We start from the raw sequence: 20,559 nt of genomic DNA on the forward strand, positions 1-20,559 counted from the left end.
CTGTCTTTTGCGCATCAAGTGAGTTGATCGATCTGTTTGTATAAGGCCTCCACATATTTTGGAAGTCCTCCTTGGTAAATAGAAGGTTCGACCATCACTACGGTCGCTGTATTAAGCTTCATCAGTTGTCGAATCTTTCTGTCCTTTTGAGGCCTTGTGCTTGCCGTTTGAATCATTACTCGGTATAGCTCCACGCGGAAACCATGGCGTCCCGGGCGCTCAACGATTTGTACAACATCGTCGGTTGTCATGCCTTTTATTGCCATGCGTGTGGAGTCTTCGTCGCCCTGCCATGAAAGATGAATGAACCACCAGATTGCACGTAGCCAGATACGGCTTCGATCCCGCCAAAAGCGTGCTTCGGCATTGCCTGAGTTCCATCGCGATCTTACATAGTCGGGTAGAACAATGAGAGACAGATGGCGCCAGATGCTTTCATCTGCGGCTTGGCGAACCTCGAACTTTTTTTCTTTCAGGACTCTGTACAGGGTCAGGCCAGCCTCCAGATCGTAAGCTCCTGCTTCCAGATCGCTGTTTTCAAAAGGTTGAAGATTGTCGACAATTGCTTGCCTTAACTCGGAATAGCTGGTGGCTAAAAAGCCGTGTTTGAATTTATCGTTATTTCTGAGTTCGTCAAATTTCCGGCTGGCTGCGTTACGTGTCAATTTAGCCCAGTTCATTGCGTCTCCAGAGGCGGTCGGGCTGTACTATCAATCCATGATTGAATAGAGCTGATTAGTGCCCCGGGTGACGTACAGTCGAGGTTGCCGCGCTTCACCATTGATGCTGCTGCATCTACTATGCTGCCGGGCACACTTTTTCCCGGCCGCCCGAAGGTAATGGGATTAAAATCATTTCCCATTTCAGCTTTGAGCTCCAGAAGAAATGTGCTCATCCATGCTGTAATTACTTGGCAAAAGAGGGGGCTCCATGCGCCTGACTCTTGTTCGCGCAGCAGTGGGAAAGCTGGATGGTCTGTGTTCAAGGATAAAGATAGCCAGACTGTAGAGAACTCGTCCTCCAAAGGATCAGACCAATCTTGAGTAAATAACCACAGGGGTTTGTCAACGCCAAGTGACTCGGATACAACAGGAAACAGTGAGCCGCTCCCGTCTACTATAAGTCGGGTTTCAGCTCCGAGCGTGCCGAATCTGAATCCTGGAAGACGCGCAAGGCCTTTTTCGCCCTCTTCGAGGGTGCCGACACTGGCAAGTAATAGCTGTAGCGAGAGTGTCCCAGTTCCCCGAGCAGTATTGGCGGGCAAGGTCAGCTTGAGCTTCACCGGGACTGGCGTATCGGATTGCTTGGGTAGCTCTAGAATCGCCGGCTCCCCAAGGAGGCGGCAGCCCGAGTCAATAGAGAGCCATTCCAGAGCTAGCGCCAGCGTCGCGGACCTTGGCGCAATTCCGTGCGGGCCGAATAGTAGGGTGGTGTTCCGGATATCATCAAGACAGCAGCTCACTTCCAGCTCGTCTTTGCTGGGATCCCAGTCGGAGTCATGGCCCAGTGTGTATTGTTCTCCCCATTTTCCTTTTTCTCCTGGACTGGTTCGTGATGAGGAAAATGAAATGGTCGGGGTAATATCTAATTGTTCAATTAGTGCGGGAGTAAGTACAGGGTGCGGAGGGATTGGAGAATGTTTCATTCTTGTTCCTTCGCAGTTGCCAGTATCGAACTAGCGTGCAGTACTGGGCGCAAACTTCCTGTCATTTCCTTGGATATGTTGATGGTCAGCTCACCATCAAGGGTGGCACCATCCATTTTCAGTAGCCAAGGGTTGATCGTTATTGCAGTTCCGCTAGTGGTCAGGATGTCTGCATTGCCTGAAACGGTTTCTTCATTAATTGATGCTGTTTCGATTGTGAGGGGGAATGCCCCAAGCCCTTCAGCACCCCATTTCTCATGGCTGATGAAGCCCGACTCCGAATCGATCCCCAGTTGTATGTTCCTGCTGGAACGGCCTTTGCCCCAATACAATCTCCAGCAAATTTTTATGTTGCCTTCTCCGTACTGCACATTCCTTATTTCAAGATCAGGTAACGATGGTGTATCGCCCTGGTGCCTGGCTGGGCCCCCCTCGTCAGTCCTTCCGGTCGTTGTAGGTGCGATGCGTCCGTCTTGGCCGAAGCCGGAGGGTAGTAATTTGTCCGCAATATTGCGAGCTTCGCGTAGTGACACACGAGAGGGATTAGCTACTATGGGTGAGTGAAATCTTTCAATCGTACTGCCCGCCTTGCTTCGGATTCTGCTGATGATGGTAAGTCCTGCCTGATCCAACCACTGATGGTGGTCGGCCCGTTCGCATGAGCGTAAGTACGATTCCAGTGTCTGATCGTGATTGCGCAGCTTATCCTGGATGTCTTCTCTTAGTTCTCGGTCTTTATCTGGAACAAACAAGCCTATAAGGAAGGTTTTACCTGCTTCCAGCTGGGTATTTCCTCCCCAGCCTTTTGGGTCGACGCTATTATCCCAGCGGATGACCATGCCGGGTCCGCGCATGAAGGCTACTAAAGGTCGGTCCCGTTGAGCATGTTCTTGTATGTCGAAAATACAACGATAGGGATCGGGCATGTTATCTGGTACTGCCACCTTGAGTTGTTCTTGGGTCAGGCGAACAGCAGCAATCCGGCCGGCATTCGTGCCCGTTTTAAATACTCGGTGCACATCAATCGGAGCGTGGAAAACATTGTTCTCATTGGTACCGCATTGATCCAGATAGTCTTCCCTGAGCCTGTCAGTGGTTGGTTCCATCCTGTTATAGAGTGCTTGCAAAACTTGGAATACCGGCAACATTTTCCGGGTCTCCAAGCGACGTCCATTGATGCTGACTACGAGCGCTGGCCCGGCGCGAAATAAAGGATTGTCAATTCTTGCGCAGAACCACCGTTCCATCGAAATGCGGATATAGTCCGCATAGTTTGTGAACCACCATGGTGGTGGTTCAGATTTCGTTGGCTCATTAAGCTCATCGGAGTAGGCGTCGTCCTGTTGAGGGGTCAAGTCAGGACGAAGGAAAGGGATAATTATGCTTGTACCTGTCTCCTTCCCTGCGTATGGTTGCACATCGATTGCCTGCAGGATCCGTGCAACTTCGGTGGGCTCAGTAATTGGAGCGCCTTCGCCTACCCCCCACCAGGCAATGCCTGTGGCCGAGTCTCGTTGCAGGCGAGACTCGTCAGATTCGTTTTCGACAAGGCAAGCAACGAGTCTCTCTTCGAAATGATCGTCAACTTGAATACGTGAGTAATAGAGTACAAGTCCTATGCCGACCCGAAAGTAACATGTTTTACCAAGCCCCCATGACCCTCCAGCATTTTCATCATTGTGAGTACGACCTACTTCATAGACGAGTTTTAGAAAGTTCCCGCGCGGTGTGTCGGAAGTGACGTCTTTTAAGCGGATTGGGCCGGTTAGCCCTTCAGTGCCTGAATCTCGAATTTCGAGCATGCAGCCACCGTTGGGAAATCGGCGGGTGAGCACCTCTCTGTCGATACCAGACTCAAATAGATTAGTGACAGTGTCAGTTTCATGAGGACGGATTCTCACATCTATAGAGACCGTATCAGTGGCAGGCTTTCGGGCAGCATCCAGGCTATTTTGAACAGCTTCGCGGACCAGCAGGTCAAGAGGAATCATTGATTCATTTTGCAATGCCCGCAGCAATGCGCTGCCAGACTCTTGCATTGGCCCCAAGCTTAGTGGAAAGTATTTCATTTTTCGTTTCAAATCCCGGTGCCAGGAATATCATCTTCTTCGGTGGACAATACGGTGGGCATTTTCACAGTGAGATGCGTTGCGTAGGATCGTGTGGAGTCTTTAGCTCCCGGAAGCCAGATGCTGACGCCGACGATATCTTCTGTTGCTCCAAGCGCTTCCCTTTCCCTGACTTTGTCTTTTCGTGGTTTGGATATTTCTGACTCGGCAGGTTGGCTGTTCTTGTCGATCAGGTAAAGTAAGAGTTGAGGGGTCTTGCCCAAGCCCGCTGCATTACGCGTGCGGGAGATATCTTCATTGCTTGGGGGTTTGGAGTCTGTGTACTTTGTGTCGGTGTCGGCTAACAAGTCTAATGGATCTCGCAAGACACCAATGGAAACCGCGCTGTCGCTACTTGCGTTTTTTAGGCGAGAGCGAGTGATGCGTCCTATTTTCTCTCCGCATATGTGCCACGGATTGTGATCCCCTCCTGTACCTGCAACAACGACATTCCAATTTTGATATTCCGCATTTCCAGCTTGCTGTCGATACCATTCCAGAAATGGCTCTATGTCAGAGAAAAACTGTGCGTTTGGATGGAAGCTGAGCTTGCTCAAGAGCTGGGCAATCTTCTCGAAAGCTATGTTTTTCCAAATGAGAGCGTTTCGGGTTGAGGCTCTCATGGGGCCATTTGCAAGGCTGCCAAGGAATTTTTCGGTTTCAGATTTATTTTGTTGGAGAATGTGCTTGCTGTCTTCTCCTGAGTGAAAAATAGTTGTTTGCCGGTTGACTCCTGAAAAGTCATATTCAGCGGTGGTGGCATGTGCCATCCTGTTTTTAGCGGTTGGACGTAGCCATGAGGCACGTGGATGAACGCGGACCCTTGGTCCGAACTCATTAGGTTTGGCTCCTCCGTCCATGAATCTTTTGAGGTCGTCTCGCAGATCTTCTTCTGCCAATGTCAAAAACTCAAACTTTTCTTGGGTCAGGCGTGGCATCCAGATTCGGGGGAGGAGTTCATATCCTTTTCTGTAGCCAAACCAGCGGCCCATCTGCATCAGGGAGTCCCCAAGAACCGATGCCCGAAGAAAGTAAGTGCTAACAAGGTTTTCGATCGTTAGTCCGCGAGCAAGGGTGCTTCCACCTACGACGATAAATGCTGTTGAGAACTCAGGGTAGTCTTGAGCGTTGGGGTCAGGGTAGACTAGGCGCCGGATCTCGTTTTCATCATTGACACCATTATTCGCGCAGTTATCTATGCAGATATGAATGCCGCGGTGATAGGCGGTAGAGCCCTCCTCGTCAAGGGGGATTGAGGATACTCCTGCTAGTAGTTCCTTGATATGAGGTTCTAACGTATCGAATTCAGGATAGTCACCAAGATTATCCAGCCAGCCATAGCTAGGGAAGCGTTCGTTGAAATCATCTTTGCTAAGCTGTGTACCAATCTCCTCCCAAGTTGTCCGGCAGGCGGCAAGGAAGTCCAAGTCTGTGCGTGCTGTTGTGAGGTAACCGCGTATAGCATCGGCGAGATGTTTGTGATGCTGTTGCCTTTGACTGGTATGTACCAGCATGCTGACAGGCCTGGCAACGCTATTAGCGCGAAATACGGCTGCCGCGCAGATGAACCAGCGTATCGCTTCTTCAAGGCTATGAGGCATGATTGCAGACGCCTCATCGTGTAAAAAGCTGATGGCTTCTAGATCGTCTGAAGAAATTGGGTTGATAATTCCTAGGGGCTCGATATCGCGGTCAGGGACTCCAAATATCTGCGGTGGTCCGAAATGCTTGTTTGATTGCGGTAGTGAAAGAATGAAATCCTGGGGGTACAACCCCTCTCCAGGCCCTTCGTTCAGGAAGTTGGCTGCAGGTGTTGCGGTGTAGCCGATGTAGTTGACTGACAGCGCTTCTACCTGGGTTAGATAGATGATTGCCTGGTTGATAGTGGTTCTGGTGTGCTCTGCAGCAGCAGTATTGATGCTGGCTTGATCTGCTTCATCATCAATGATCAGGATCCGCATTTGTCTCAATGACGCTTTGTCTTTCGTAAGCCATTCAAGCAGATTTTTAAGGCGTGTTGGATTTTTAAGGCACACAGTAAGGTAGCGTGACGTACTCCCTGGTCGGAAATGTTTGTCTGATGCTCGATGGCCATCTGGGCTGTCACTTGACGGTTGATCGATAGCCTCCCAGTGCAAGTTGCCGGGGTGATTCAGATCGTTAACTAATCGACGAAGCGTCTGGCGTCGTAGGTTTTCCAGGGTGCCGCTCAGGACAATTATTAAATTCCAACCATGATCTGCAGCCATAGCGGATAGCCCGGCAATACTTGCGGTTTTTCCTGACTGGACATGACCGATTACCATGCCTCGTACGGGTTGCTTAAACGGTGTTTTCTTTTTCAGCCGTTTCAGGATTCTGAGTGATGATTCTTCAATGGGTGAAACAGCATTATTGTCCCAACCTTGATTTTGCAGATGGGAACGGTAAAGTTGCCATGCAGAGTGCTCGGCCTCTGGGATATGGATGTCAGGTTCGGTTTCTTCTTGCCCAACTAAAACGAGCGGGCGTTGAGCGCGCGTCATTCGTGTGTCCGCATCTTCTTTTGCATCAAGAATTGCTATCCATGCTGAAAGCCGATCTTGTAATGTGGAGCCAAGGCTTGGCCATGATGAAAAATCTTGCTGGAACTGCAGCCATTGATCGAGTTTTTCCGGCGTTTTTTCTACTTGGTCCCGCAGCTCTGTCCAGGTTTTGCCTTCTCGTAGTTGTCTTTCTATATGTGCACGATAAGGGTCAAATTCTGGATCAATAAGGAAATTTGTCATGGTTGTCTATGTCTATCCAAATAGTTTTTAATTAGGCAAGGGCAAAGCATGATCACAATCATTTTCAATTTTATTACCGAACAGTTATTCGTCGGTATTTTTTAGTTACACGATTATGGCATATCGGGTATGGAGGTGGCTAATAAGCCCCTTGGGTGATTGGGACTGTGAAGATAATAATTCGCCAGTTTTTTTTGGGGCGAACCGCGCAACATGATGCTGGCGGTGAAGTATCAGTTCTAAGCCGAAGTAGAAAACCGCTCAGGATACCTGGGCTCGATAGCGATCCAGTTGCTCGCATAGTTCGCGAGTCGCCTCTATCAGCCTGGGGCCGGGGCGGTACAGCGCATCCGGGTTCAGGTTCAGCAAGGCGTGGGGACTTAGCCCCAGATGCTTTTCCCAGAACAGGTGGCGGGCGCGTAGTTGGGCCGGATCACGGTAGGCCATGATGACCACTTGCGGGCGCTTGTGCAGCACGTCTTCCAGACTGATGGTGGGGGCGACGGCAGCATGGCGAGCGTAGATGTTTTGCGCTTTGCAGGTGGTCAGCACATCTTGAATCAAGGGATCGCGCGCCAAGGTGTACAAAGGCTCGGAGCCGATTTCCAGAAACACGCTGACCGTCTCGCCCAAGCGGCTGTTCTGGCGCAGGGCGGCAATCTGATTGTCCAGCAAAGCAGCCATCGGCACGGCCACCTCCGCCGTATCCAGGCTGTCTCCTGCCAGACGGACAAAGGCGGGAATATCGTCCAGTTTTTCAGGGGCGGCAAAGATCAGGCTGATATGGGTTTGCTGTAGCTGGCGCTGTAATTCAGGGCCGATCTGGTTGGCTTGCCAGGCCCAGACCTGATCAGGCTTTAGCTCCAGCAGCCGTTCCGGGTTTACGCGCAAGGCGTCCCCAATGCGGGGCAAATCCTTGGCGGCAGGCGGGTAGTCACTGGAACTGTCTACGGCGATCAAGTGCTCTTGGGCACCGGCGGCAAACAGAATTTCAGTGATGTGAGGGGCCAGACTAATCGCGCGGGCAGGAGCGACAGTTTGTGGGGGTTGGACTGCTTGCTCTGTCGCGGCTTTTTGTATTGTTTTATCTTGCTGCTTGCTCTGTACTTCTTGAGTGCTTTGCTCTGTGCTTGTCTGTGTCTCGGGCTGTGCTTGAGTCTGCGCATGTGACAGCAGCGGGTCGTGCTCCTGCGCTTGCGTCAAGATGGGTAATCCCAAAAGCAGGGCGAACAGGCAAAGCAAACCCCATAGCCCCAATCCACTCCAGACAGAGCGCTTTGAGTGCTGAAGACGACAAGTCGCAGGCAAAGAGGGCATCGTGCGCCTTTAAGTAAATGGCGCGGCTCTTGTGCAGATCCGCGCCAGAATCAAGCAAAGCTGATTTTACTGATTACATGCGCCAGGCAAAGTTCAGGAACACGCTGGAGCCGGCGTTGTTATAGCCCAGACGAGCCAGGGTGTAGTCCTTGTCCAGCACGTTGTTCCAACGCAGTTGGGCTTCCAAGCTGGAGGTCAGCGGGTAGCTGGCGGTCAGGTTCAACAGGCCGTAACTGCCCAAGCGTTCAGTGTTGTCGCTGTTTGCAAAGCGGTGTGAGGCGAATAAATATTCCGCCCCAGTTTTCAGCGCTCCAAACTTTTGCTCCACGGCCACTTTGTAGTTTTGCTTGGCACGGCGCACCAATTGCTTGTCGGTGTTTCTATCTTTTGGGTTAGTGAAGTCAGCACTGGCGCTCAGTGTGGTATCGCCCAGTTGTGTCATAGCCGTTAAGGTCAGGCCAGTGATACGTGCTTTTTCAGTGTTTGTCGTCGTGCAGTCGAAATTGGCATCACAGGCATAGGTATTGATCAGGTCGTTGATGCGGTTTTGGTAGACCACCAAACCCAGTTCAGTGGTGTCATCCGTGTAGCGGATATGACCTTCCACGTTGCGGGATTTTTCCGGTTTGAGGTTGGGGTTGCCCGAAAAACTACCGACCGTATATGCCGCGTAAGGGGTGTAGAGGTCTGCAAAAGTTGGTGCACGAAAACCTGTGTTAGCGGCCAGACCCACTGTCCAGTTGTTGGTGACATCCAGGTCGTAGCCCAGACCACCTGTTACTTTATGGCCATATCCGCTGATATTGTCATTACGTACGCTAGCTTGCAGGTGGTGTTGATTAATATCTCCACGGTAAATCAGAGCAAACGCGTTGGTGTTGCGCTGGTCATTATTGTGTACGGAGGTGTGTGTCATGCGCTCTTCCAGACGCTCGGCCAGCAAGGAGACAGTGTGACCTTGCGCAAACATTAGGTCATTCTGCCAGCTGTATTGGCGTTGCAGTGTGGAGTAGCGAGCAGCATAGGCGCGGTTTTCTACCGTCTCTTTGCTCAGTGAGGCGCTTAGACGGCTGGTCCACAGTTCAGTCAATTTGTTCGTGCTAGTCAGGCCGTAGGCTTGCTGACGTGTTTGGGTGCTAGGGGTGCGGGAAGTGAACGTCCCGTTGTCAAACTGGCCGTCCATGTAGCTGTTGATAGCGGTTAGGCCCAGATGCTGGCCTTGTGCCCACTCGTAACCCAAGGAACCGCTGAGCCCGTGTTGGGTGTAGCCGTTTTTGTCTGGGTTGTAGGTGTAAATACCTGCAAGTGGGTTAGTAGCATTAAAGCCATCGCTTGTGCCGTAGCTGGAGGCCAGGCTGTAGTCCCAACCTTGAGACGCACCCGAAAACCCGGCGCTCGCTTTGAAGGTGTCTTGCGACCCAATGCCAACATTCCCCCAGGCGCTCAAGGCACGGTCACCGCCACCTTTTTTGGTGATGATGTTAATGACACCACCAATAGCATCTGCGCCATACAGGCTGCTACCTGCTCCACGCACAATTTCAATACGTTCGATTAACGCTGGGTCCAAGGCTTGCCAGTTCACCGAACCACTGGTGGAACTATTGATGCGCATACCGTCTATCATGACGCGCGTATGTTGTGGGTTGGTGCCGCGTAAATAGACCCCACTAACGGTTTGAGGGCCGCCCTCGGTGTAAATCTCCACCCCAGGCTGACGTTGCAAAATTTCGGCCACACTGCTTTGACCTGCTTTCTGCAAGGTTTCCTGATCAATTACCGTCACGTCACCCACCACGTTTTTCAGTGGCTGAGCCATGCGGCTAGGGGTAACAACAATTTGATCCAGTTTGGCGACAGGGGCAGTTTGGGCCGTGGCGATCAAAGGCAGGGCGCCCGCCAGGGCGACCATCAAAGGTCTGATGGACAGAAGTGTCATGGAGATTCCTGTGAGATGTGCGTCCCCGCACATCAGTAAGCGAAGCCGCCCACCGTGGGACGGCCATGAATTCAGGGTCGAGAAGCAGGCTGGTGTCGGGCTTTGCGCGTAGCAGGTACCGTTGCGGGGGCAGCACGTTTGGCAGTTCCAGGGCGGAACCGCTCACGTTTCCCATTTGACTTTCCCAGGCCCAAGGCTGCATGGGCCGGAAAGCACCTCTTTCCGAGCGGAAAATGTTACATGCCGCTGGGGCAAAGGTTAAGTGTTTAGGGTGGATTCGCTGTACAAAGCGCTACAATTGTGGCGCCAATCCACCATTCTCGCGGCTCTTGCTGTCAGATGCCGTCAACGTCCCGTTTCGTGTTACGGAGCTTTTAGTGTCCTATCCTGCTTTGCCTTATCCGATCTCTGCCTATACGCGTGGTACCGAGTTTGCGCGCCGTTTGGGGCAGCAAATTCTGATTCTGGATGGTGCAATGGGCACCATGATTCAGCGTTACAAATTGGGCGAGGCTGATTTCCGAGGCGAGCGCTTCGCGAATCACCATAAGGACGTCAAAGGCAATAACGAATTGCTGTCGCTGGTACGCCCGGACATCATTCGTGAAATTCACGAGAAATATCTGTCTGCCGGTGCCGACGTCATCAGCACCAACACGTTTGGTGCAACGGATATTGCCCAGGGTGACTACGATTTGCAGGGCATCAGCTATGAGCTGAACCTGGCTTCTGCCCAACTGGCCTGTCAGGCGCGCGATGCCTTCAGTACACCCGAGTGGCCGCGTTTTGTGGCTGGTGCCTTGGGCCCGCAGCCCAAGACGGCTTCTATTTCGCCGGATGTGAATGACCCGGCCGCCCGTAACGTCACCTTTGAGCAGCTGCGTGTAGCGTATACGGAGCAGGTTCGAGCCTTGCTGGATGGTGGCGTCGATATTCTGTTGATTGAAACCGTCTTTGACACGTTGAATGCCAAGGCGGCTGTTTTTGCTCTGGAAACCGTCTTTGATGAACGCGGTGAACGCGTTCCGGTGATGGTGTCGGGCACGGTCACGGATGCCTCGGGCCGTATCTTGTCTGGTCAGACCGTGGAGGCCTTCTGGAACTCCATGCGTCATGCCCGTCCTATTACGATTGGCCTGAACTGTGCCTTGGGCGCTGCCTTGATGCGTCCCTACGTGGCCGAGCTGTCCAAGATTTGTGACACCTATGTGTGTGTCTACCCTAACGCAGGCCTGCCCAACCCCATGGCGGAGACCGGCTTTGATGAAACACCTGCCGATACGTCCAGCCTGCTGCAAGAGTTCACGCAAGCCGGTTTGGTGAATATGGTGGGTGGCTGCTGTGGCACGACGCCAGAGCACATTGCCGCCATTGCCGAGCTGTGCCGCAAGCTGCCTCCCCGCATTGTTCCTGAAGTTCCTGTCAAAACCCGTTTGTCGGGTCTGGAACCACTGAATATTGACGAAGAAACCCTGTTTGTGAACGTGGGTGAACGTACCAACGTCACGGGCAGCAAGGCTTTCTTGCGCCTGATTCAGCAAGAAAACTACGAAGAAGCCTTGTCGGTGGCCCGTCAGCAGGTGGAAAACGGTGCACAGATTATCGACATCAATATGGACGAAGGCATGCTGGACTCGGCAGCCTGTATGCATCGTTTCCTGAACATGATTGCCTCCGAGCCGGATATTGCCCGCGTGCCCATCATGATCGACAGCTCCAAGTGGGATGTGATCGAAACGGGTTTGCGTTGCGTTCAAGGCAAGGCCATCGTGAACTCCATTTCCATGAAAGAGGGCATTGAGCCTTTCCTGGAACATGCCCGTCTGTGTCGTAAATACGGTGCCGCCATTGTTGTGATGGCGTTTGACGAGCAAGGTCAGGCCGATAGCTACGAGCGCCGGGTGGAGATTTGTGAGCGCGCTTATCGCTTGTTGGTGGACGAAGTCGGTTTCCCACCTGAAGACATTATTTTCGACCCCAACGTTTTTGCTGTCGCAACCGGCATGGATGAACACGCCACCTACGGTCTGGACTTTATCCGCGGGGTAGGCTGGATTCACAAGAATCTGCCGCACGCACGCTTGTCGGGCGGTATTTCCAACGTCAGTTTCTCCTTCCGTGGCAACGAAGCCATGCGCGAGGCCATCCACACCGTCTTCCTGTACTACGCGATCCAGGAAGGCCTGACCATGGGTATTGTGAATGCCGGTCAGTTGGGTGTGTACGCCGATATCGAACCGCATCTGCGCGACTTGATCGAAGACGTGATCCTGAATCGGGCCGAGCCCAAAGGAAAAACCGATCCGGCTGACGAACGCACCCCCACCGAGCGTCTGGTGGAAATGGCCGAGAGCGTCAAGGGCTCCGGCGCCAAGAAAGAGGAAGACCTGAGCTGGCGCGAAACTACGGTTGAGCAGCGTCTGATCCACTCTTTGGTGCATGGCATTACCAGCTTCATCGTGGAAGATACGGAAGAAGTTCGTCAGAAGATCGATGCCCAGGGTGGTCGCCCCATCAGCGTGATTGAAGGCCCCTTGATGGACGGCATGAACGTGGTGGGCGACCTGTTCGGTCAGGGCAAGATGTTTCTGCCGCAGGTGGTGAAATCTGCGCGTGTGATGAAGCAGGCCGTGGCCCACCTGATTCCCTTTATCGAAGAAGAAAAGCGCCAGATCGAGGCCGCAGGTGGTGATGTGCGCTCCAAAGGCCGCATGGTGATTGCCACGGTGAAGGGCGACGTCCATGACATTGGCAAGAACATTGTTTCCGTGGTGATGCAGTGCAATAACTTTGAAGTGGTCAATATGGGCGTGATGGTGCCTTGTGCCGAGATCCTCGCCAAGGCCAAGGAAGTGGAGGCCGATATCGTGGGCTTGTCCGGTCTGATCACTCCCAGCCTGGAAGAAATGGCCTATGTCGCCTCCGAGATGCAGCGCGACCCGTACTTCCGTGAGCGCAATATTCCTTTGATGATTGGCGGCGCAACCACCAGCCGCGTGCATACGGCGGTGAAGATCGCCCCGCATTACGACGGCCCGGTTATCTATACTCCGGACGCCAGCCGCTGCGTGGGTGTGGCTACCCAATTGGTGTCGGACAATGTGGAAGAGTTTTTGGCCGAAGTGCGCGAGGAATACGAGCAAGTGCGCCAGCGCCATGCCAATCGCAAAGCCACGCCTTTGATCTCGCTTGAAAAAGCGCGCGAAGACAAGCCTGCCATCGACTGGTCCACCTACGTGCCGCCACGCCCTAAGTTCATTGGCCGCCGCACTTTCAAAAACTACGACTTGGCCGATATTGCCCAGTTCATCGATTGGACGCCGTTTTTCCAGACTTGGAGCTTGTTCGGCAAGTATCCGGCCATTCTGGAAGACAAGGTGGTGGGCGAGCAGGCCAAGACGCTGTTTGCCGAAGGGCAGGCCATGTTGAAGAAAGTCATCGAAGGACGCTGGTTGACGGCAAACGGTGTAATTGCGTTCTACCCCGCCAACACCGTCAATGGCGAAGATATCGAGGTCTACTCGGACGAATCGCGCAGCGAAGTCCTGTTCACCTGGCGCAACCTGCGCCAACAAGGCGTCAAGCGTGAAGGCGTGGATAGCAAGTGTCTGGCTGACTACATTGCTCCGAAAGAAAGCGGCGTGGCCGATTACATCGGCATGTTTGCGGTTACTGGCGGGATTGGCGTGGACAAGCTGTCCGAGCGCTTCCAGGCTGCCGGCGACGATTACTCGGACTTGATGATCAAGGCACTGGGCGACCGTTTTGCCGAGGGCTTTGCCGAATGTCTGCATGCTCGCGTACGTACCGACTTGTGGGGCTATGTCACCGACGAGCGCCTCTCCAACGAAGAGCTGATCGACGAGAAATACCAGGGCATTCGTCCTGCTCCCGGCTATCCGGCCTGCCCGGAGCACGTGGTCAAGCACGATATGTTCCGTGTCCTGCAGTGTGAAGACATCGAGATGTTCATCACCGACAGCTACGCCATGATTCCGGCTTCCAGTGTGTCGGGCTTCTACTTCAGCCACCCGCAGTCCAAGTACTTCAACGTGGGCAATATTGGTGAAGACCAGTTGCAAGACTATATCCAGCGCAGTGGTCGTACGGAAGAAGACGTACGCCGCAGCTTGTCGGGCGTATTAGGCTGATATGGGAACGACGGGGCCAACAGGGGCTAATCCGGGCGGCGCCGAGAGCGCCTCTCAAACCCGGCGTCAGGCTTTGGGACGATTTTTGCGTAATGCACGCGAGCGTATCCAGCCTGTAGACCTGGGGCTGGCCCCCGGTGTGCGCCGTCGCACTCCTGGTTTGCGTCGCGAAGAAGTGGCGCAGCTGTGCGATATCAGCACCACCTGGTACACCTGGATCGAGCAGGGTCGCGACGTTACCGTGTCCCCCACGGTCTGCGCCCGCCTGGCAACGGTCCTGAAACTGGCCCGGGCCGAGCGCCACTATCTGTTTGAACTGGCTGACTGCGCCGATCCCGAGCATTGGCAGGGTGATATTCAACCCTTGCCGCAAGGCTTGAGCGCATGTGTCGATAGCATCTCCGCCCCGGCCTACATTCTGGACCGCAGCTGGAACGTACTGGCTCGCAACGAAGCCTTGTTGGGTTTGTTCGATGGCTGGCCCGACCGTAGCGAGCAGCCCAATCTGCTGCGTTATATCTTCCTGGACCCGGCAGCGCGTGAGCTGGTGGTGGACTGGGAGCAGCGCGCCAGCCGCGTCGTGGCCGAGTTCCGCGCTGACGTAGGCGCCCATGCGGACGAGGCCGATATACAGGCTTTGATCCAGGAGTTGGCGCAGCAAAGCCAGGTATTCGCTTTCTGGTGGGGACGCCAGACCGTCGTGGAGCGGGAGGGCGGCTTGCGGGATTTCCGGCACCCCAGCCAGGGAGTGCGCCGCTTTCAGCAATTTACCTTTCGCCTGGCGATACGGCCGGATTGCAAGCTGGTGATGTTGCTGGAGGATGAGGATAAGCCGGCGTAAGCGCAGCTTGAGCAAGACAGCAGCTTGAGCCGCTGTCTTGCTCCTTCAGTCTTGCTGGCCTACTTCTTCTGCAAAGACTCACCATCGCTGGCTGACAGTCGGGCAAAAGACAGGCTGGAGATGGCCGTAATAGCACCCAGAATCAGAAAGGCCCAGATCGTATCCTGGGTCTCCACGCTGCTTGCTCCGCGCAATGCCATGCTGATATTCAGCGTTACCGCCGCACATGCTACGCCCAGACTGATAGCCAGTTGCTGCGCCATGGCAGCAAAACTGCTGGCCTGGCTCATGGCCTCAGAGTCCAGGTCGGCGTAGGTCAGGGTGTTGACTGCGGTGAACTGCAGGGAGCGGAAAAAACCGCCTGCGGTCAGGACGGCAATCATGAGCCACATGGGCGTGGTGGCCTGGAACATGGCGCATAGGGCAATGAACAGGCCCGTCAGCCAGGCGTTGACGATCAGGACTTTGCGAAAACCGTAACGCCGGATGATGGGTGGGGCCACCAGTTTCATGCCCAAGGCACCAATGGCACCGGTGAAGGTAATCAGGCCTGCTGATAATGCGCTCATGCCAAAGTTGGTTTGCAGCATGATGGCCAAAAGGAAGGGCGCAGCGCCTAGCGAGAAACGACACAGATTGCCGCCCAGCACGGAAATGGCAAAGGTTTTGGTGCGCAGCAAGGACAAATCAATGATTGGGTAGGCAACTTGTCGGGAGTGCCAGACGTACCATGTGCCAGCGACCAGACCGGCCAGTGTCAGCCAGCCCAAGGTATCCCAGCCCAGGGTGCCATGACCTACGTTCTCGAAGCTGGTCACCAGAGTGGCTAGACAGATGGCGCTCAAGATAAAGCCCAGCCAGTCCAGGGGCGGGCGCTCTGTGGGGTAGTCCTCGCGGATATAGCGCAGCACCAGGGCAATGCCCAGTATGCCAACGGGGATATTGATCAGGAAAATCCAGTGCCAGCTGGCGTACGTGACTAAAAAACCACCCACGGGCGGGCCGATGATGGGGCCCAGCAAGGCAGGCAAGGTCAGCACCGCCATGGCGCTTAAAAGCTCATCTTTAGGGACGCGCCGCAGTAAGATAATGCGTCCCACCGGCACCATCATGGCCCCGGCCATGCCTTGTATCACGCGGGAAATAATCAGTTGTGACAGGGTCTGGGACAGGGCACATGCAACAGAACTGGCGGTAAAGAGTAGAATGGCGGCCAGGAACACCTTGCGAGCACCAAAGCGGTCTGCAGCCCATCCACTGATTGGAACGAATACGGCCACGGCCAGCAGGTAGCTGGTAATGATGGTATTCATGCGGATGACGCTGGTATCCAGCGACAAGGCCATCGTGGGCAGGGCAGTGGCTACAACCGTAGAGTCCAGCATTTGCATGAACAATGCACATCCCACAATGTAGGGAATAATGCGTATGGCTCGACGCTCTTGAGGGGACATGGTCGCCGGTTTGGCGGCTTCGGTCTGTTCAGATGCCATGCGGCGAACTCTCTGGTGTGCGGTGCAGTAAACTCAAACTTTTCTGTTATCCAATTTATTTAGGCGTACAGGTATTATGGCAAAGAATTTCGAATCCGAAATTACCCAGTTTCTTAAACAGTATAAAGAGCAGAACGCGGATACCGAAGCACGGCAGCGTGAAGGCCGTTATCGTCTGTGGGACAAGCAGATTGACCAGGAACTGCAAGACGGTTACAAGGCTGCTCGCACGCCTCAGAAACCTTACGTGTACTACGAAAACAACTAAATCTGTACACCTGCGCCTGTGACTGAGATCGCACAGCAGACTGTTGTGGATACGCCAGCTCCTCAGCCCGAGGATGTGCTGGCGCGTCTTTATGGTGAGCCGCTGTTTGCGATCCCTCAGGATCTGTATATTCCGCCTGATGCGCTGGAAGTATTTCTGGACGCCTTTGAAGGCCCGCTGGATCTGTTGCTGTATCTGATCCGCAAGCAGAACTTCAATGTGCTGGATATTCCGATGGCCCAGGTCACCGGGCAGTATCTGGCCTATGTGGAGCAGATCCGCGCCACCAATCTGGAGCTGGCGGGGGAGTATCTCTTGATGGCCGCGTTGCTGATCGAGATTAAATCCCGCATGTTGCTGCCAGTGCGGCGCGCTGACACGGGCGAAGAGGTGGATGATCCGCGTGCCGAGCTGGTACGCCGGCTGCTGGAATACGAGCGCATGAAGGAAGGCGCGCGTCGTCTGGACGAGCTACCCTTGATGGGGCGCGACTATCTGCTGGCCAATGCCCAGGCCGAACTGGTTATTGAGGCCATTCCACCGGAAGTGAATGCGGATGATTTGCGCGAGGCCTGGCTGGGCATCTTGAAGCGTGCCAAGCTCAATGCCAGTCACAAGATTACGCGTGAGCAGTTGTCGGTGCGTGATCACATGAGCCAGATTCTGCGACGTTTGCAGCATGTGCGCTTCATGGAGTTTACAGAGCTGTTTAATGAACGCCTGGATCAGGGTGATCCGGCGGCGGTGCTTGTCGTGCATTTTCTGGCGATGCTGGAATTGGCACGAGAGTCACTGCTTGAAATCACGCAGGCCGAGCCCTACGCTCCTATTTATTTGCGCCTGACTTATATTCGAGCGCAGGCCGATGGGCCTGATCTTATTCCGTAGCGGAGAATTTTTTGAAAGTCGTCCATAACATCCAAGAACTGCGCGATCAGCTCCAGGGCCAGACACGCGTGGCATTTGTTCCAACCATGGGGAATCTGCATCGAGCTCACCTGGACTTGATGAAGTTGGCTCGTCAGCATGGCGATCCGGTGGTGGCCAGTATTTTTGTGAACCGCCTGCAGTTTGGCCCTAACGAGGATTTTGATCGTTACCCGCGCACTTTGCAGGAAGATGCGGCCAAGATGGAGCAGGAGCGCGATGTGTATGTCTTGTTTGCTCCTTCGGAGCGCGAGATGTACCCCGAGCCACAGAGTTTTCGCGTCAGCCCGCCTGATCATTTGGGCCGTATCCTGGAAGGTCATTTCCGTCCTGACTTCTTTGAAGGCGTGTGTACGGTTGTGTTGAAGCTGTTTTCCTGTGTGCAGCCGCGTGTGGCTGTGTTTGGGAAGAAGGATTATCAGCAGTTGATGGTGGTGCGCCAGATGGTGCGTCAGTTCCAGTTGCCGGTAGAGATTCTGGCTCACGAGACGGTGCGGGAAGAGGATGGTTTGGCCATGTCTTCGCGTAATCGCTATTTGAGTCCCGAGGAACGCGCTCAGGCTCCGCAGATTTATTACGCACTGCAGGAAATGAATGAGCGTTTGCAGCAAGGTCAAAGCCGCGAGGAGATCGAGGCTTATGCGACCAAGAAGATGACCGACCTGGGCTGGAAGGTGGACTATATGGCCTTGCGTCGTCAGTCGGATTTGCTGGAACCGACGCCAGAGCAAATTGCAGCTGGCGAACCGTTGGTGGCATTGGCTGCTGCCAAATTGGGCGCGACGCGTTTGATCGACAACCTGGAAATGGTTAAAGCCTGATTTTTTTGTTTTGTTTGGTGAGAAAAGCACAGTTTTTACTGTGCTTTTTTTATATCTGCGTGGTTCGATTTTGCAGTCTTTGTCTTTGTCTTTGTCTTTGTCTTTGTCTTTGTCTTTGTCTTTGTCTTTGTCTTTGTCTTTGTCTTTGTCTTTGTCTTTGTCTTTGTCTTTGTCTTTGTCTTTGTCTTTGTCTTTGTCTTTGTCTTTGTCTTTGTCTTTGTCTTTGTCTTTGTCTTTGTCTTTGTCTTTGTCTTTGTCTTTGTCTTTGTCTTTGTCTTTGTCTTTGTCTTTGTCTTTGTCTTTGTCTTTGTCTTTGTCTTTGTCTTTGTCTTTGTCTTTGTCTTTGTCTTTGTCTTTGTCTTTGTCTTTGTCTTTGTCTTTGTCTTTGTCTTTGTCTTTGTCTTTGTCTTTGTCTTTGTCTTTGTCTTTGTCTTTGTCTTTGTCTTTGTCTTTGTCTTTGTCTTTGTCTTTGTCTTTGTCTTTGTCTTTGTCTTTGTCTTTGTCTTTGTCTTTGTCTTTGTCTTTGTCTTTGTCTTTGTCTTTGTCTTTGTCTTTGTCTTTGTCTTTGTCTTTGTCTTTGTCTTTGTCTTTGTCTTTGTCTTTGTCTTTGTCTTTGTCTGGTTCTTTGGTTGGGGGGCGCAGTCCAGGTCCACTCATGCCAGGGAGGGACTCAGTAAGACGCCACTCTGGCGCGCAGCTCTGGGGGGCGGCTGACTACTTGCCGGTGCTGCGCACCGGTGACCTTGTCGAGAGATAGCTACGGGCGCACCCTGAACTCACCCGGTACTTGGTCCCCCGGACCAAGTACAAGCGTCGGGTTCAAACAGCAGGGTGCTTGCATCCCTGCGCTATCTCCCGCCGGCGGCAAGCAGTCTGAATCGCCGCCCCCCAGAGCTGCGCGTCAGAGTGGCTCATGGCCGTGAATGCTCATCTCTGCTGGCAGTTTATGGGGCCGGGTTTGTTGTGTTGCGTTGTGTTGTGCTGTGGTGAGGTGGGGTGTTTGACCGATCCGGGGGGGGACCCAGGTGATTGTTGTGTTTCTTGGGGGGGATGAGGCTGTAGCTTTGTCTGCGTTTATCCCCAATTTGAGGCGTAAAAAGATTGTTTTCCGACGCATTGAAAACTGTGTATCTATATTAGTCCTGTGACAAAAACATCCCGTACAAGTTAACAGTCGCGTAGTCCCTGCCTAAAATGACAAACTCTGTCTATGGTTGATTTTTCACATCGCAGGCGGCCTGTTCGCCTGGTACAGATATACGAGACTGACATGGTATTGAATAGTCATTTGCCCGCCTCTGTGCTGTTTGAAAGTCTGACTCCGCGCGAGCGCGACGTGCTGTCTTATATCGCCATCGGCAAGGCGAACAAGGTGATTGCGGCTGAATTGGCGATTTCCCAGCGTACGGTGGAGGCGCATCGGGCACGCGTTTTTCAGAAGTTACGCGTGCGCAATGCGGTTGAATTGACCCGCTTTGTATTTAGCGAGCCGGGCTTGCGCGATGTGCTGCCGCCCAGCCTGGTGGGCAGCCTGTCTATGCCTTAGATTAGCGGCAGGCGGGAGTGGCCTGGCCGTCCAGCTCGCTGATCGGGTCGATGTCGGCTTGGCGAGTCAGGTGGCTCTCCAGCGTAGGGCGTTGCTGGTTAAAGGTGTGAATGCGCAGTACGTTGTTGTTCACAAAGCTCAGATCGGCCAAGGTCGAGTCGTTGTTGGCCAGCAAAGCGATGCGGGTAGGCTGTGTGCCGATAGGTACCCAGCAGCCGCTCATGCGGTGTTCTTCGCCAGCACCCAGCGGGGTGGCACGCAAGCGCCATTGGCCAGCAGGAGCCAGGGTTACGCTGATTTTGTAGGGCTCACATGCGCCGCCTTGTGGTGGGCAGGACAGGGTGCCCAGAAAGGTTTTGGGCTCGGCCAGCTCTGGAACGCTACGGTCGACCATGGCGGCAGGCTGCTGGGCGCGGGCCGGTGTGATGGCGTGCAGGCCTTCCTGGTTACCGAAGCCTAAATTGATTTGCGAGGGGGCGCGGGCGGTGCCGCTACCTTGCGCTTGGCGCAGGGCGTCTTTCTGGGTGGAGTCGCGACCCTCGTTGGGGGTAGGCTGAACGGGTGCCTGGGCACATGCTGCCAGCAAAACGACCGAAAGCAAGGTAAGGGAACGCAGGGGGGAAATCTTGGTGAAAGACATGGCGGGCTTCCGTGGACTGGTTGATAGCTGAATTCTACGCTAGACCTGGGGCGGCGGGACAGTATCAGGTCTATTCAGGGTAGGAGGATTGGCGC

14 protein-coding genes and 1 riboswitch are annotated in these 20,559 nt (G+C 53.7%); of the genes, 6 read left to right on the forward strand and 8 right to left on the reverse strand.

The features are described 5' to 3' along the window. Positions 1-14: 14 nt before the first annotated feature. From ACFPDR_RS02240 to ACFPDR_RS02265, 6 genes are all read right to left on the reverse strand, one after another. The gene (locus ACFPDR_RS02240; RefSeq protein ID WP_239054695.1) at positions 15-680 is read right to left on the reverse strand and encodes a DUF6339 family protein; all 666 of its coding nucleotides are present in this window, start codon (positions 678-680) and stop codon (positions 15-17) included. After that, positions 677-1,645: a hypothetical protein gene (locus ACFPDR_RS02245; protein ID WP_376910403.1), complete on the reverse strand. Its 969-nt coding sequence runs from the start codon at positions 1,643-1,645 to the stop codon at positions 677-679. The genes ACFPDR_RS02240 and ACFPDR_RS02245 overlap by 4 nt, the downstream gene beginning before the upstream one ends. Then, positions 1,642-3,714, reverse strand: coding sequence for a hypothetical protein (locus tag ACFPDR_RS02250; protein WP_239054693.1), 2,073 nt, complete (start codon positions 3,712-3,714; stop codon positions 1,642-1,644). The genes ACFPDR_RS02245 and ACFPDR_RS02250 overlap by 4 nt, the downstream gene beginning before the upstream one ends. Before the next feature lie 8 nt (positions 3,715-3,722). Next, positions 3,723-6,521: a Z1 domain-containing protein gene (locus ACFPDR_RS02255; protein WP_239054692.1), complete on the reverse strand. Its 2,799-nt coding sequence runs from the start codon at positions 6,519-6,521 to the stop codon at positions 3,723-3,725. Positions 6,522-6,782: 261 nt separating this feature from the next. Beyond that, entirely contained in the window at positions 6,783-7,724 is a 942-nt protein-coding gene (locus ACFPDR_RS02260; RefSeq protein WP_376910406.1) for an ABC transporter substrate-binding protein, read from the reverse strand. Positions 7,725-7,911: 187 nt separating this feature from the next. Continuing rightward, positions 7,912-9,777 carry a TonB-dependent receptor domain-containing protein gene (locus ACFPDR_RS02265; protein WP_239054690.1) on the reverse strand — a complete coding sequence of 622 codons (1,866 nt, stop codon included), beginning with the start codon at positions 9,775-9,777 and terminating at the stop codon, positions 7,912-7,914. A gap of 69 nt (positions 9,778-9,846) precedes the next feature. After that, a riboswitch (cobalamin riboswitch) is annotated at positions 9,847-10,012 on the reverse strand. Positions 10,013-10,154: 142 nt separating this feature from the next. Here ACFPDR_RS02265 and metH point away from each other — a divergent pair. Continuing rightward, the gene (gene metH, locus ACFPDR_RS02270; protein WP_115634432.1) at positions 10,155-13,928 is read left to right on the forward strand and encodes a methionine synthase; all 3,774 of its coding nucleotides are present in this window, start codon (positions 10,155-10,157) and stop codon (positions 13,926-13,928) included. A gap of 1 nt (position 13,929) precedes the next feature. Beyond that, positions 13,930-14,769, forward strand: coding sequence for a helix-turn-helix transcriptional regulator (locus ACFPDR_RS02275; protein ID WP_060185322.1), 840 nt, complete (start codon positions 13,930-13,932; stop codon positions 14,767-14,769). Positions 14,770-14,828: 59 nt separating this feature from the next. On the opposite strand, the gene ACFPDR_RS02280 is transcribed toward ACFPDR_RS02275, so the two are convergent. After that, positions 14,829-16,262 carry a DHA2 family efflux MFS transporter permease subunit gene (locus ACFPDR_RS02280; RefSeq protein ID WP_060185321.1) on the reverse strand — a complete coding sequence of 478 codons (1,434 nt, stop codon included), beginning with the start codon at positions 16,260-16,262 and terminating at the stop codon, positions 14,829-14,831. Between the two features lie 76 nt (positions 16,263-16,338). Between ACFPDR_RS02280 and ACFPDR_RS02285 the strand changes: the two genes are divergently transcribed. The 4 genes from ACFPDR_RS02285 to ACFPDR_RS02300 all read left to right on the forward strand — a co-directional run bounded on the left by ACFPDR_RS02285 (position 16,339) and on the right by ACFPDR_RS02300 (position 19,824). Beyond that, entirely contained in the window at positions 16,339-16,530 is a 192-nt protein-coding gene (locus tag ACFPDR_RS02285) for a DUF3460 family protein (RefSeq protein ID WP_009458738.1), read from the forward strand. 45 nt (positions 16,531-16,575) lie between these two features. Beyond that, positions 16,576-17,418 (forward strand): segregation and condensation protein A, encoded by an 843-nt coding sequence (locus ACFPDR_RS02290; protein WP_009458739.1) that lies wholly within the window; start codon positions 16,576-16,578, stop codon positions 17,416-17,418. Between the two features lie 11 nt (positions 17,419-17,429). Continuing rightward, positions 17,430-18,278 (forward strand): pantoate--beta-alanine ligase, encoded by an 849-nt coding sequence (gene panC / locus ACFPDR_RS02295; protein WP_009458740.1) that lies wholly within the window; start codon positions 17,430-17,432, stop codon positions 18,276-18,278. A 1,270-nt stretch (positions 18,279-19,548) separates the two neighbouring features. Next, complete coding sequence (locus tag ACFPDR_RS02300; RefSeq protein ID WP_035270375.1) at positions 19,549-19,824, forward strand: response regulator transcription factor; 276 nt, start codon at positions 19,549-19,551, stop codon at positions 19,822-19,824. Position 19,825: 1 nt separating this feature from the next. On the opposite strand, the gene ACFPDR_RS02305 is transcribed toward ACFPDR_RS02300, so the two are convergent. Continuing rightward, complete coding sequence (locus ACFPDR_RS02305) at positions 19,826-20,464, reverse strand: hypothetical protein (protein WP_009458742.1); 639 nt, start codon at positions 20,462-20,464, stop codon at positions 19,826-19,828. Positions 20,465-20,559 lie beyond the last annotated feature (95 nt).

This window comes from Alcaligenes sp. GCM10023179, assembly GCF_042653705.1.
GTDB lineage: Bacteria > Pseudomonadota > Gammaproteobacteria > Burkholderiales > Burkholderiaceae_B > Alcaligenes > Alcaligenes phenolicus.

Bases quoted from the DNA above. Each gene is read 5' to 3' on its own strand.
- ACFPDR_RS02240 (WP_239054695.1), bottom strand. From the start codon at position 680: ATGAACTGGGCTAAATTGACACGTAACGCAGCCAGCCGGAAATTTGAC.
- ACFPDR_RS02245 (WP_376910403.1), bottom strand. From the start codon at position 1,645: ATGAAACATTCTCCAATCCCTCCGCACCCTGTACTTACTCCCGCACTA.
- ACFPDR_RS02250 (WP_239054693.1), bottom strand. From the start codon at position 3,714: ATGAAATACTTTCCACTAAGCTTGGGGCCAATGCAAGAGTCTGGCAGC.
- ACFPDR_RS02255 (WP_239054692.1), bottom strand. From the start codon at position 6,521: ATGACAAATTTCCTTATTGATCCAGAATTTGACCCTTATCGTGCACAT.
- ACFPDR_RS02265 (WP_239054690.1), bottom strand. From the start codon at position 9,777: ATGACACTTCTGTCCATCAGACCTTTGATGGTCGCCCTGGCGGGCGCC.
- ACFPDR_RS02275 (WP_060185322.1), top strand. From the start codon at position 13,930: ATGGGAACGACGGGGCCAACAGGGGCTAATCCGGGCGGCGCCGAGAGC.
- ACFPDR_RS02280 (WP_060185321.1), bottom strand. From the start codon at position 16,262: ATGGCATCTGAACAGACCGAAGCCGCCAAACCGGCGACCATGTCCCCT.
- ACFPDR_RS02285 (WP_009458738.1), top strand. From the start codon at position 16,339: ATGGCAAAGAATTTCGAATCCGAAATTACCCAGTTTCTTAAACAGTAT.
- ACFPDR_RS02300 (WP_035270375.1), top strand. From the start codon at position 19,549: ATGGTATTGAATAGTCATTTGCCCGCCTCTGTGCTGTTTGAAAGTCTG.
- ACFPDR_RS02305 (WP_009458742.1), bottom strand. From the start codon at position 20,464: ATGTCTTTCACCAAGATTTCCCCCCTGCGTTCCCTTACCTTGCTTTCG.